13 protein-coding genes and 1 tRNA gene are annotated in these 12,526 nt (G+C 72.5%); 4 read left to right on the forward strand and 10 right to left on the reverse strand.

Annotated features, from left to right (window positions below):
- Nucleotides 1-117: 117 nt before the first annotated feature.
- The 3 genes from OG574_RS25985 to OG574_RS25995 all read right to left on the reverse strand — a co-directional run bounded on the left by OG574_RS25985 (nt 118) and on the right by OG574_RS25995 (nt 2,733).
- Entirely contained in the window at nt 118-870 is a 753-nt protein-coding gene (locus OG574_RS25985) for a nucleotidyltransferase family protein (RefSeq protein WP_326775160.1), read from the reverse strand.
- Between the two features lie 44 nt (nt 871-914).
- On the reverse strand, nt 915-1,370 hold the full coding sequence (locus OG574_RS25990; protein WP_100595672.1) for a hypothetical protein: 456 nt from the start codon (nt 1,368-1,370) through the stop codon (nt 915-917).
- A 223-nt stretch (nt 1,371-1,593) separates the two neighbouring features.
- Nucleotides 1,594-2,733 (reverse strand): ABC transporter ATP-binding protein, encoded by a 1,140-nt coding sequence (locus OG574_RS25995; RefSeq protein ID WP_100595673.1) that lies wholly within the window; start codon nt 2,731-2,733, stop codon nt 1,594-1,596.
- Nucleotides 2,734-2,952: 219 nt separating this feature from the next.
- Between OG574_RS25995 and OG574_RS26000 the strand changes: the two genes are divergently transcribed.
- Nucleotides 2,953-3,030, forward strand: a tRNA-Thr gene (locus OG574_RS26000).
- A 69-nt stretch (nt 3,031-3,099) separates the two neighbouring features.
- On the opposite strand, the gene OG574_RS26005 is transcribed toward OG574_RS26000, so the two are convergent.
- Nucleotides 3,100-4,521, reverse strand: a complete 1,422-nt coding sequence (locus OG574_RS26005; protein ID WP_100595688.1) for an NAD(P)/FAD-dependent oxidoreductase — start codon at nt 4,519-4,521, stop codon at nt 3,100-3,102.
- Nucleotides 4,522-4,532: 11 nt separating this feature from the next.
- Nucleotides 4,533-5,261: a rhomboid-like protein gene (locus OG574_RS26010; protein WP_326775161.1), complete on the reverse strand. Its 729-nt coding sequence runs from the start codon at nt 5,259-5,261 to the stop codon at nt 4,533-4,535.
- A 26-nt stretch (nt 5,262-5,287) separates the two neighbouring features.
- Here OG574_RS26010 and OG574_RS26015 point away from each other — a divergent pair, with 26 nt between their 5' ends.
- Entirely contained in the window at nt 5,288-6,169 is an 882-nt protein-coding gene (locus OG574_RS26015) for an aminoglycoside phosphotransferase family protein (RefSeq protein WP_100595689.1), read from the forward strand.
- 150 nt (nt 6,170-6,319) lie between these two features.
- On the forward strand, nt 6,320-6,793 hold the full coding sequence (locus OG574_RS26020; protein WP_100595690.1) for a GNAT family N-acetyltransferase: 474 nt from the start codon (nt 6,320-6,322) through the stop codon (nt 6,791-6,793).
- Nucleotides 6,794-6,836: 43 nt separating this feature from the next.
- On the opposite strand, the gene OG574_RS26025 is transcribed toward OG574_RS26020, so the two are convergent.
- Both OG574_RS26025 and OG574_RS26030 read right to left on the reverse strand, forming a co-directional pair.
- A complete protein-coding gene (locus OG574_RS26025) occupies nt 6,837-7,841 on the reverse strand; it encodes a zinc-binding dehydrogenase (RefSeq protein ID WP_326775162.1) in 1,005 nt (334 codons plus the stop codon).
- Between the two features lie 88 nt (nt 7,842-7,929).
- Nucleotides 7,930-9,105 (reverse strand): FAD-dependent oxidoreductase, encoded by a 1,176-nt coding sequence (locus tag OG574_RS26030; RefSeq protein WP_326775163.1) that lies wholly within the window; start codon nt 9,103-9,105, stop codon nt 7,930-7,932.
- 118 nt (nt 9,106-9,223) lie between these two features.
- Between OG574_RS26030 and OG574_RS26035 the strand changes: the two genes are divergently transcribed.
- Complete coding sequence (locus tag OG574_RS26035; protein WP_326775164.1) at nt 9,224-9,925, forward strand: pentapeptide repeat-containing protein; 702 nt, start codon at nt 9,224-9,226, stop codon at nt 9,923-9,925.
- Nucleotides 9,926-9,953: 28 nt separating this feature from the next.
- On the opposite strand, the gene OG574_RS26040 is transcribed toward OG574_RS26035, so the two are convergent.
- The 3 genes from OG574_RS26040 to OG574_RS26050 form a co-directional block, all read right to left on the reverse strand.
- Nucleotides 9,954-10,463, reverse strand: coding sequence for a hypothetical protein (locus OG574_RS26040; RefSeq protein WP_100595694.1), 510 nt, complete (start codon nt 10,461-10,463; stop codon nt 9,954-9,956).
- Nucleotides 10,464-10,568: 105 nt separating this feature from the next.
- Nucleotides 10,569-11,210, reverse strand: a complete 642-nt coding sequence (locus OG574_RS26045) for a response regulator (RefSeq protein WP_100595695.1) — start codon at nt 11,208-11,210, stop codon at nt 10,569-10,571.
- A complete protein-coding gene (locus tag OG574_RS26050; RefSeq protein WP_326778617.1) occupies nt 11,207-12,340 on the reverse strand; it encodes a sensor histidine kinase in 1,134 nt (377 codons plus the stop codon). The genes OG574_RS26045 and OG574_RS26050 overlap by 4 nt, the downstream gene beginning before the upstream one ends.
- Between the last annotated feature and the right edge of the window lie 186 nt (nt 12,341-12,526).

A 12,526-nucleotide genomic window follows, 5' to 3' on the forward strand; every position in this document is an offset into this window, starting at 1 on the left:
CCGTAGAAACCTGAAGGGGCCCGCACACGCTGTGTGTGCGGGCCCCTTCCCGTATCGGGAGATCGGGAGATCGGGAGATCGGGACATCCGGAGACCGGGAGACCGGGAACGGCGGGCTCAACGCCCCAGCGTGGCCAGCTCCTTGGCGGCCTCGGTGAGGTCCTTCGCCGTGTCGATGGCCCTCCAGTACGCGCCCTGCGGGATGGGGAAGCCGGCCAGGCGCTTCGCGCGGGCCAGGCGCGGGAACGTGGTGCGCTCGTGGTCACCGCGGTCCGGGAGCCGGTCCGTGAAGTCGGGGGAGAAGACGTAGACACCCGCGTTGATCAGATACGGGGACGGCGGGGCCTCGATGAAGTCCGTGATGTGGCCGAACGCGTCGGTCTCCACGGCGCCCCACGGGATACGGGGGCGGGCCAGGGCGAGGGTGGCGGTGGCGTCGCGCTCGGCGTGGAAGTCCGCCATCTCGCGCAGCGAGAACCGGGTCCAGATGTCGCCGTTCGTCGCGTACCAGGGGCGGTCGGGGTGCGGCAGGTGCGCGGCGGCGTACTTGAGGCCACCGCCACGGCCGAGGGGTTCCTTCTCGACCACCGTGGTGACACGCAGCGGGAGTTCGGCGCCGTCGAGCCACTCCTGGAGCACCTCGGCGAGGTGCCCGCAGGAGACGACCGCGTCCGTCACGCCCTCTTCGGCGAGCCAGGAAAGCTGATGGCCGATGATCGGGGTCCCGGTTCCGGGGATCTCGACCATCGGCTTGGGCCGGTCGTCGGTGTAGGGCCGCAGACGCGAGCCCTGGCCGCCGGCCAGGACGACGGCCTGTGTGGGGTGGTGCTGGCTGTGCGTGTGCGGGTCCTGGGCCTGGGCGCTCGTCATGCCCGCACTGTACGTCGGCCCCTTCCCGGCCGGCCGTGAGGGCGTCAGCCGCGCGCTGCCGTGGCGACGCCCGTCGCGAACGCGGTGTCGCAGACGGGGCGGGCGAAGGACTGGGCGCGGGAGGGACCGTAGGCCTGCACGGCGGCGCGGCCCAGGGCGCGGGCGATGGAGACGCAGTGCTTGGCGAGGGACGGCCGCTCGTGCATCTCCTGCTGGAGGTGGGTGAGGGCGATACCGGGGTCCTTGTCCTGGAGTTCGAGCAGCAGCTTGTCGCGCAGGACGTCCTGGGGGGCACGCGACTTGGCGCGCGCCGAGACGTTCTGCGAGGAAGCGGTGAGGATCGAGTCCGGTGAACTGCCGGACCAGTTCACTCGGGTGACCGCGAGTGTGCCGGAGAGCACCAGCATCACCGGCAGGACGAGAGCGAGGGTGCGGCCGATGCGGCGGGCGGGGCCCCGGCCTCGGCGCGGCTTCTGGGTGTAGTTGGCGGAGTGCGTCACGCGAGTGAGCGTAGCGGTCGGTGATGATTTGGCGACATTTAGTCACTCGGTCGAGGGATGGGTAATCCGGTTTTGATTCCTGCGTGTTGACGTACGGGGGCGAAATGGCCGGTGTGCCGGGGTATTTGTCGACAACGCGGCCTGCGTTTCGGGTGGGGAGCGGCCGGGAACGCAGGGAGCCCCGCACCGAAGTGCGGGGCTCCACAACGGAACGGGCGGGGTGTCAGTCGGTGAGGCGCTCACCGGTCGACGAGGAGAAGACGTGGGTCTCGCCCGGACGCGGCACGACGTGGAGCTGGGTGCCCTTTTCGGGGACCTGGCGGCCGTTGACCCGGACGACGAGGTCCTTGGCCTCGCCACCGACCTGTGCGGTGCCGTAGACGTAGCCGTCGGCGCCGAGTTCCTCGACGACGTTCACCGAGACGGCGAGACCGGCGGGGGCGTCCTCGGTGTCCTTGGAGAGGGACTTCGCGGCCTCGCCGCCGCCCGCCTCGACGATGTCGAAGTGCTCGGGGCGGACGCCGACCGTGACGGTGCGGTCACCGGCGTCGGAGGCGGCCTTCAGCGCCTCGCGGTTCACCGGCACGACCGAGTTGCCGAACTTCACGCCGCCGTCGGTGATCGGGACCTCGACCAGGTTCATGGCGGGGGAGCCGATGAAGCCGGCGACGAAGAGGTTGGCCGGGCGGTCGTACATGTTGCGCGGGGTGTCGACCTGCTGCAGCAGACCGTCCTTGAGGACCGCCACACGGTCACCCATCGTCATGGCCTCGACCTGGTCGTGGGTGACGTAGACGGTGGTGATGCCGAGGCGGCGCTGCAGCGAAGCGATCTGCGTACGCGTGGACACACGGAGCTTGGCGTCGAGGTTCGACAGCGGCTCGTCCATGAGGAACACCTGCGGCTCACGCACGATGGCGCGACCCATGGCGACACGCTGGCGCTGACCGCCGGAGAGGGCCTTCGGCTTGCGGTCCAGGTACTCGGACAGGTCGAGGATCTTCGCGGCCTCTTCGACCTTCTGGCGGATCTCGGCCTTGTTCACGCCGGCGATCTTGAGGGCGAAGCCCATGTTGTCGGCGACAGACATGTGCGGGTAGAGCGCGTAGTTCTGGAACACCATGGCGATGTCCCGGTCCTTGGGCGGCAGGTGGGTCACGTCGCGGTCGCCGATGCGGATCGCTCCGCCGTTCACGTCCTCGAGACCCGCGAGCATGCGCAGGGAGGTCGACTTGCCGCAGCCGGACGGGCCGACGAGGACGAGGAACTCGCCGTCCTCGATCTCGATCTCCAGGCCGTCGACGGCCGGCTTGGTGGAGCCCGGGTAGATCCGGGTCGCCTTGTCGAACGAAACAGTAGCCATGGCTGTTAAGCCCCCTTCACCGGCAGGAACGTGCCGGACGATCCGAGTAAAGGTGGTGATCCACCGCAGCCGTTGCCGCAGTGGTGTAGTCCACACGGGTGAACTGTTTCTGGACGGTACCTGTCCGGTGTGGGGTCTGTCAGTAGCCGGAGCGAAGTGACCTTCGACGAAATATTCGACGGGGTGCCGCCCGTCGTTGGTTACACTGCTCGGGCTGCTGCCTCCTTAGCTCAGTCCGGCCAGAGCAACGCACTTGTAATGCGTAGGTCGTCGGTTCGAATCCGACAGGGGGCTCCATCGAGGTGAAGGCCCAGGTCACGGGTGTGGCCTGGGCCTTCGTCGTTGGTTGGGCCCGGTGGGGGCCTGTCAGCTGCGGCCGGCCACCTTGTCCGCGGCTCGGGCCAGGCGGGAGGAGCCTGTCGTGTGGGTGGTGAGTTCGCGGTGGTCGGCCGCGTTGTAGGTGGCGTACATGCCGTGGACGCCCAGCCAGCGGAAGGGTTCCGGCTCCCACTTGCGGACCTTGTGGTTGACCCAGGGGAGGGTCGTGAGGTCGGTGGGGCCGGACTGGCCGGAGTCCTGCTGGACCAGGTCGCGCAGGGTGCGGGCGGCGAGGTTGGTGGTGGCGACGCCCGAGCCGACGTAGCCGCCCGCCCAGCCGAGGCCCGTCGCGCGGTCGAGGGTGACCGTGGCGCACCAGTCGCGGGGGACGCCGAGGACGCCGGACCAGGCGTGGGTCACGGCGACGCCCGCGAGCTGGGGGAAGAAGCGGGTCAGGAGCGCAGTGAGGGACTCGATGGTGGCGGGCTGGGTGCGGCCGTCGTTGTCGGTCCTCGAGCCGTAGCGGTACGGGACGCCCCGGCCGCCGAGCGCGATGCGGCCGTCGGCGGTGCGCTGGGCGTACATGTAGGCGTGCGCCATGTCGCCGAGGGTCTCGCGGCCCTCCCAGCCGATGGACTCCCACTGGGCGTCGGTCAGCGGCTCCGTGGCGATCATGGAGGAGTTCATGGGGAGCCAGGTGCGGCGCTGGCCCTTGAGGGACGCGGTGAAGCCCTCGGTGCAGCGCAGGATGTAGGGCGCGCGGACCGTGCCGTACGGGGTGACGGCGTGCTTCGGCTTGATCTCCGTGACGGGCGTCGACTCGTGGATCGTGACGCCGAGGGCCTCGACGGCCGCGGCCAGGCCCTTGAGGAGCTTGACGGGGTGCAGGCGGGCGCCGTGCGGGGTCCAGGTCGAGCCGACGGCCCCGAAGACGCGGACGCGCTCGGCGGTCTCGCGGGCGCCGTGCAGGGTGCGGTCCTTCTCGCCGTACGCGAGCTCCGCCGCGTGGAAGGCCTTGAGGCGGGCCAGCTGGGCCGGCGTGTAGGCGATTTCGAGTACGCCGCCCTGGTGGATGTCTGCGTCGATCTCCTCTTCGGCGGCCGCGCGGATCACCTCGGAGACCGTGTCGTTCATGGCCTCCTGGAGGCGGACGGCCGCGTCGTGGCCGTGCAGCTTCGCGTAGCGGTCGCGGCCGGCGATGCCGTTGTAGAGCCAGCCGCCGTTGCGCCCGGACGCGCCGTAGCCGCAGAACTTCTGCTCCAGGACGGTGATGCGGAGGAAGGGCGCGGCCTTCTTCAGGTAGTAGGCGGTCCACAGGCCCGTGTAGCCGCCGCCGACGATGACGACGTCGGCGGACGCGTCACCCGGCAGGGGTTCGCGGGCGGTGGGGATGCCGTCGTCCGCGTACCAGAACGATATGCCGCCATTGACGGTGGCCTGGGTGCCGTGGGTGCCGTTCTTGCTGCTCATGGCCCCGGACGTTAGCGCTCCGCAGGGGGGTTCGGGCAGGGGGGACGGCCGCCTTCCTGGGTTCGGGGGTGGTCGTTCCGCCTCGCTGGCCGGTCCCGCCGCAGGAGCGTCAGGGGGTTCAAGGGCTCGCTCCGGTCGCGTACCAGGGGGTGGCAGGCCAGGCCGATGAGGACCGAGACGAAGTGCCCCAGGTCGGTGAAGGTGCGGCCGGTGAGCAGCGGGCCGCCGTAGACGATCAGGACGACGACCAGGTAGACGTAGCGCCAGGGCGGGGCGAGCCGGTACGTGAGGACGCCGACGACGCCCGCCAGCGCGTAACTCACCCCCACATCAAGGGTGTCGACCGATGAGGCGGGCGCGTGGCCCTCACGGATCGCCCAGAGCAGCGCGCCCTCGCTGATCAGCGTCGCGAGGACGTGCGCCGCCCCCGCGACGGCCAGCCAGCGCCAGGTGTCGAGCCAGCGCTCGGCCTGGGCGTGGAACACCGTGTAGAGGACGGCGTACGGCCACCAGCTGCTGTCGTCGATCCAGAACAGGGAGGCGACGAACACGCGGACCGGGTTCGTCGACAGCTCGTGCAGGTTCGTGGAGCGCTGGAGCAGGAACTCGTGCTCGAAGTGCGGGTCCATGTGGTGCATGGCCACCGTGGTGAGGAACAGGGCGGCCAGCCAGAGATAGGTGCCGGGGGCGTGCCGTACGTACGACCACACGGCGAGGAGGAAACGACGCATGGACTGCATTCAGGCACGCACGTAGGGTCGTTCGGGTGATCGACATTCCGGACGGCCTGGTCGAGTCGCAGTACACCTACGCGGGTGACCCCGGTCGCGCCTTCATCGCCGGGCTCCCCGCGCGCGTGGAGGAGTTCGTCGAACGCTGGGATCTGCGCGTCGACGGGCCCGCGATGCACGGCATGGCCGCCCTCGTCCTGCCCGTGGTGCGGGGCGACGGGACGCCCGCCGCGGTCAAGTTCCAGATCCTCGACGAGGAGACCGAGGGCGAGCCGGTCGCGCTGCGCGTCTGGGACGGCGACGGCGCCGTCCGGCTGCTCGACCACGACGACGCCACCGGCACGATGCTCCTCGAACGGCTCGACTCCGGGCGGATGCTGGACTCCGTGGAGGACTCCCGCAAGGCCGTCCTCGTCATCGCCGAACTGCTCGCCCGGCTCACGTCCGGGCCCGCCCCGGAAGGGATGCGGCGGCTGGCCGACATCGCGGCGGACATGCTCGCCCAGGTGCCTTCGGCGCTCGCGGCCGTGGCCGACCCGGCCGACCGCGCGCTGCTCGCGGACTGCGCGGCGGCCGTGCGCGAGGTCGCCGGCGAGGCCGGGAACCGGCTGCTGCACTGGGATCTGCACTTCGAGAACGTGCTGGCCGCTGCGCGGGAGCCGTGGCTCGCCATCGACCCGAAGCCGCTCGCGGGCGATCCGGGCTTCGACCTGAAGCCCGCCATCGACAACCGCTTCGACGCGGACGAGGTGGTGTGGCGGTTCGACGCGATGAGCGGGGTGCTCGGGCTCGACCGGGAGCGGGCGCGCGCCTGGACGCTCGGGCGGGTGCTTCAGGACTCCCTGTGGGAGATCGAGGACGGGCGGCCCCTGGCGCCGGACCACATGGAGACGGCTCGGAGGCTGCTCGGGCGGTGAGCCGGCCCGTGCGGGGCGGGACGCGGTGACGGGTCGGCCCGCGTGCGGGGCGCGCCACGGTGACTGGTGAACCGGGCCGTCCGGCCGTCCCGCGGTGACTGGTGAACCGGGCCGTCCGGCCGTCCCGCGGTGACTGGTTAGCCTGCCGTCATGATTCGTACCGCCACGTCCGCCGATGTCCCCGTCATCCACGCCCTGGTCCGTGAACTCGCCGACTACGAGGAGGCGCTGCACGAGGCGCGGGCCACCGAGGAGCAGCTGCGCGAGGCGCTGTTCGGGGAGCGGCCCGCCGCGTTCGCCCACATCGCCGAGGACGACACGACGGGCGAGCCCGTCGGCTTCTGCCTCTGGTTCCTGAACTTCTCCACGTGGCGCGGCGTGCACGGGATCTACCTGGAGGACCTGTACGTACGGCCCGAGGCGCGCGGCGGCGGCCACGGCAAGGCGCTGCTGACCGAACTTGCGCGGATCTGCGTCGAGCGCGGGTACGCGCGCCTGGAGTGGTCGGTCCTCAACTGGAACGAGCCGTCGATCGACTTCTACAAGGCGCTCGGCGCGGCGCCGCAGGACGAGTGGACGGTGTACCGGCTGACGGACGGGGCGCTGGCGCGGCTCGGGTCGTAGCGCGCCCAGCCGGCCCGGCGCGCCCTTGGACCCGGGCTGCGGGTCACGGGATCAGGACCACCTTGCCGATCGTGCCGCGGTTCTCCAGGGCGCGGTGGGCCGCGGCCGCCTCGGCGAGCGGGAAGCGGGTCACCGCGGGACGCAGGCGGCCGGCCTCGGCCTCCTTCAGGGCGGCCAGTTCCAGCGTGCGGACGGGGTTGTCGCCGCCCGCACGCCGCATCATCGGCGGGCCGAGCACCTGTTCCTGGGTGATGCCGCGCCGGGTGAGTTCGTCCTCGGAGAAGGTGAGGGGCTCGCCGTCGTGCAGGCCCTTGCCGGACCAGCCGAAGACGACGTGGACGCCGCCGGGGCCGAGCAGGTCGACGGCGGCCAGGCCCGCGTCGCCGCCCACCCCGTCGAAGACGACGGTCGCGGTGCGGCCGCTGAGGAACCAGCGGACCTGTTCGGGCCAGTCGGGGGCGGTGTAGTCGACGGCCAGATCGGCGCCGTTCGCGCGGACGCGGGCCACCTTCTCGGGGCCGCCCGCGAGGCCGACGACGGTGGCGCCCGCGTGCTTCGCGTACTGGACGAGCAGGGTGCCGACGCCGCCGGCCGCGGCCGGGATCACGGCCACCGACGCGGGGCCGAGCGGCGCGAACTGGAGGATCCCCATCGTCGTACGGCCCGTGCCGATCAGGGCGACGGCCTCGGCGAAGTCCAGGCCCGGCGGGAGTTCGTGCAGGCGGGCCGCGTCGATGACGGCGAGCTCGGCGTAGCCGCCCGGGGCGAATCCGAGGTGGCCCACGACGTGCTTGCCGAGCCAGGACGCGTCGGTGCCCTCGCCGAGCGACTCGACGGTGCCGGCGACCTCGCGGCCGGGGACGGTGGGCAGTGCGGGCGGCTCGGGCGCGGGGCCCTTCATACCCTCGCGCAGGGCGGTGTCCAGGAGGTGCACGCCGGCCGCGGCCACGGCGATCCGGACCTGGCCGGGGCCGGGCAGGGGGTCGTCGGTCTTCTCGTAGGTGAGGTTCTCGGCGGGGCCGAAGGCGTGCAGTCGTACGGCGTGCATGGTGGGCTCCCTCGGGCGTACGGCCCCTTGCTGGGCCAGGTGTGCACCACCTTTCAGCCTCAAGCTCACTTGAGGTCAAGCGCAGGGGTCAGGCCGCGCGGAGACCCGGGCGGGAGGCGGTGAGCGCGAGCGTGGTCGCCTCGATGGCGCTGTTGAACGACACCTCGGAGAGCACGCCGGGCGCCGCGACCTGGTCACCCGCCAGATAGACGCCGTCCCCGCGGTCGATCGCGGGCCGGTCCCGCCAGGTCGTGCCGGGCAGGTCGACCGCCCCCGTACGCCCGTTCGCGAGCGCGTCCCTGCGCCACATCGCACGGTCGCGCCAGCCGGGGAATCCCAGGTCGAGCAGGCGTTCGGCGCGTGCCGTGCCGTCGGCCTTCGACTCGTGCGGCGCTACGGGGACCTGGCCCTGGACGAGCTGCTGCCCGTGCGGCGCCAGGCTCCGGTCCTGGGCCGTGAACCGCTCGAGCCAGGCCGGGAAGTCGAGCCCGGACACGGCGAAGGCGTCGCCGCGGCGGGTGCGCACGGCCAGGTCGATCAGCGTCGTACGGCCGCTGTCCCACGTCAGCGACGAGTCCCCGAGGAGGCGGCGCGCCGAGTCGAGGGACGTCGCCACGATCACCGGGCCACCGCCCGTCGGAAGGGTGTCGACGCGGGACAGCGTCTCCACGCGCACGCCCAGATTCCAGGCGCGGGCCGCCATCCGGTCGATCACACAGGCCCAGCCGCCGCGCGGATAGTGCGCCTCTGGCGGCACCTTCGCGGCGCGGCGCAGGCGCTCCTGGACGAAGGCGGCGGACAAGGAGCCCGGGTCGTGGTGGAAGAGCGCGACGGACGTGTAGTGGGCGGCCGCGCGGGCCCCCTCCTCGCCGACGTGCCGCGTCGCCCACGTCATGAAGTCCAGGTCCACGGGCGCGTGTTCGGACCGGTGGCGAAGGAGGCGCAGGAGGGCCAGAGGTGGGGTGCGGCGCAGGGCTCCGCGGTGGTGGAAGCGCAGACGGGAGCCCTCGACGGGCGGGATCGGGGCGAGCGGGCCGAGCAGGTCGCGCTGCTTGAGCCAGGTCCAGTGCGGGCCGCCGTTGTAGAGGGCGTGCGGTCCGTCGTGCGTGCGGTACGGGCCTTCGGCGGTGCGGGCGCGGCCGCCGAGGGTGTGGTGCGACTCGTGGACGGTGACGCGCGCTCCGGCCTCGGCGGCGGTGACGGCCGCGGTGAGGCCGGCGAATCCGCCGCCGATGACGGTGAGGTCGGGCTTGGTCGTTGCCATACCGCTCTTCCCTTCGGGCTGCCTTTGTCTGTACGACGGCTGCGAGTGGCGGAATGTGACATGGGCGGGGGAGAGGCGGCGGTCACCGATTGTCAGTGGGGGCGGGCAGCATGGGGGCATGGCGGAGAAACGAGTGGTGCGGTCGGCGAAGTCGTCGTCGGCGAAACCGGCGGCGGTGAAGAAGGCGCGGCGGCCCGAGGTGCGGCTGCCCCCGCTGGCGCCCTGGACCGGCGGCGAGCTCGAGCCGGACGGGGACTACGACGGGGTGGAGTTCACGGCGGCCGACTTCACCGGGCAGGACGGCGGAGGCGCCCGCTTCATGGACTGCGCGCTCGAAGGGTGCGCGCTCGACGAGACGCGGCTGACCCGCGCCCGGATCCTCGATTCCACGCTGACAGGGATACGGGGTGTGGGCACGGACCTCGCGGAGGCGACGCTGCGGGACGTCGAGGTGGTGGACGCGCGCCTCGGCGGGGTCCAGCTGCACGGGAGCGTGCTGGAGCGGGTCGTGGTGCGCGGCGGGAAGATCGAGTACCTGAATCTGCGCAAGGCGCGCCTGAAGGACGTCGTCTTCGACGGGTGCGTGCTGGTGGAGCCGGACTTCGGGGGCGCGCGGCTGGACCGGGTCGAGTTCCAGGGCTGTGTCGTGCGGGGTGCGGACTTCACGGGCGCTGTGATGGCTGACGTGGATCTGCGGGGCGTGGCGGAGCTGGGGATCGCCCGGGGGGTGGACCGGCTGGCGGGGGCGGTCATCAGCCCGGCCCAGCTCTTCGACCTGGCACCGGCGTTCGCGGCGCAGATCGGGGTGCGGGTGGAGTAGCCGGGGGGCTTGTGTGCGTTTTTTGGGGCTAGCGCTCGTCCGGGATGCGGGGGAAGCGGGCCTGCAGGTCCCAGATCGCCGGGTTGTCCGCCAGGTCCTCGTGCATGTCGGTGAGGTCGGCGATCAGGTCGTGCAGGAAGTCGCGGGCCTCGCGGCGCAGCGCGGTGTGGGAGAACGTCAGGGGCGGCTCGTCGGCCTCCATCCAGTCGGCCTCGATGTCGACCCACCCGAAGCGGCGCTCGAAGAGCATCCGGTCCGTCGACTCGGTGAAGTCGAGTTCGGCGTACTGCGGCCTCGACGCGCGGCTGCCGCGCGGGTCGCGGTCCAGCTGCTCGACGATGTCGCACAGCGCCCACGCGAAGTCCAGTACCGGCACCCATCCCCAGGCTGTGGACAGCTCCCGGTCGGCCTTGGTGTCGGCGAGGTAGACGTCGCCGCAGAAGAGGTCGTGGCGCAGCGTGCGGACGTCCGCGCGGCGGTAGTCCAGCTGGATCGGGTCCGGGAAGCGGCGGGAGAGGGCGTAGCCGATGTCGAGCACGTAGCTGATGGTGTCACGGGCGGGAGGTCGTGCCGTCCATGGGCGGGAGGGGTGCCCGCACGGCTGTCGCGGTCACCACGGTCGCCGTCGCAGCAGTCGCCGCAATCAGCCCAGCAGCCGCTGCTCCTTCGCCACCGCCACCGCGCCCGCCCTCGTGTCCACGCCGAGCTTGTCGTAGATCCGGCCGAGGTGGGTCTTCACCGTCGCCTCGCTGATGAACAGGGCGCGGGCGATGTCCCGGTTGCCCAGGCCCTGGGCGAGCTGGGCGAGGATGTCGCGCTCGCGGTCCGTGAGGGACGGGCGCGGGCTGCGCATGCGGGCCATGACGCGGCTCGCGACCGGCGGGGACAGCGTCGTACGGCCCTCGGCGGCGGCCTGGATCGCGGCGAACAGCTCCTCGGGACGCTCCGCCTTGAGGAGGTAGCCCGTCGCGCCCGCCTCGATGGCCCGGGTGATGTCCGCGTCCGTGTCGTACGTGGTCAGCACGAGGACGTGCGGGTGCGGGCCCGCCTCGGGCGGCGCGGTCGTGATGCGCCGCGTGGCCTCCACGCCGTCGATGCCCTCGCCCAGCTGGAGGTCCATCAGGACGACGTCCGGCGTCAGCTTCGCGGCGAGCGCCACCGCCTCGTCGCCCGTGCCCGCCTCGCCGACCACCTCGATGCCGGGCGTGCTGCCGAGCAGGGCGAGCAGTCCCGCGCGCACCACCACGTGGTCGTCGCAGACGAGCAGCCGTACGGGGTCACTCACGAGGCCTCCAGCGGAATCGCCACCGACAGCACCGTGCCCTCGCCCGGCGCCGACTCGATCGTCAGGGTGCCACCCAGCTGCCGCGTGCGCGCCCGGATCGCCGGGAGGCCGTGCCCGCGCACGCCGCCCTCCCGCGGGGGTTCGGGCGTGAAGCCGCGGCCGTTGTCCGCGATGTCGAGGACGACCTGGTCGCCGAGGTGCGTCAGCGTGATCGCGGAGGCCGTCGCGTCCGCGTGCTCCCGTACGTTCGCGAGGGCGCCCTGCGCGATTCTCAGCAGCGCGGACTCGACCCGGTCGGGCAGCGGCGCCGGGGTGCCCTCCGCGTGGAAGCGGACCGCGAGCCCCGCCTCCGACTCCCGCGCCGCCAGCGTCCGCAGCGCCTCGTCCAGGCCGCCGCCCGCAAGGTCCGCCGGCGCCAGGTCATGCACGAACCGGCGCGCTTCCACGAGGCCCCGCTCGGTCACCGATTCCGCTGTCCGCACATGGGCGCGGGCCCGCTCGGGGTCGGCGTCCCACAGCCGGTCCGCCGCCTGGAGCAGCATCTGCTGGCTGGAGAGGGACTGGGCGAGCGTGTCGTGGATCTCCATCGACAGGCGCTGCCGTTCGGCGAGCGTGCCCTCGCGGCGCTCCGTCGCGGCGAGTTCCCTGCGGGTGCGCCGGAGGTCGTCGATCAGGGCGCGCTGGCGTTCCGCCTGGCGCTCCATGTGGACGAAGACGGCGGTCGCCAGGGCCGCGACGGCCGGCGGTGCGAGCAGCAGGTTCGGGTCGAAGTTCCCCGCGAGGCGCAGCTGAGCCGCGACGACGAACACCGTGAGCACGCCGATCAGGACGAGCGCGGCGCGGGCGGGCAGGGTGCGCAGGCCCGTGTAGAACAGCGGGACCGCGCACCAGGCGAAGCTCGGCGCGAGGACGACGAGGACCACCCACACGGCGACGACCAGGGCCAGCCAGGTGATGCGGCGCGGGGTGGGGCGGGCGCCGCGGCCCGGGCCGAGCGCGGGGCCGAGCACGTACAGGGCGGCCAGGACCACGGACAGCGCGATGATCCACGGGGTGCGGGCCTCGCCGGGGTGGCGCAGCAGGAACCGGGCGAGGGCTCCGCCGAGCAGCAGGAAGAACGCGGCGTGCATGACCGCGGCCAGCCAGCGGGCGTCCGGATCCCGCGTCTCGTGTTCCACGCCCGTGCCCCTCTCCGCTTCCGCCGCTGCCCGGCCGTCGCGCCGCGGAAGCTTCCGCCGCTGTGCCGTCACCGCACCGCTCTCGCGCTGCTGAACTGGTCAAACACCCCCATTGTGGCCCCCTCGGGCGGTACGCGG

Origin of the sequence: Streptomyces sp. NBC_01445 (genome assembly GCF_035918235.1) — a bacterium.
Taxonomy (GTDB): domain Bacteria; phylum Actinomycetota; class Actinomycetes; order Streptomycetales; family Streptomycetaceae; genus Streptomyces.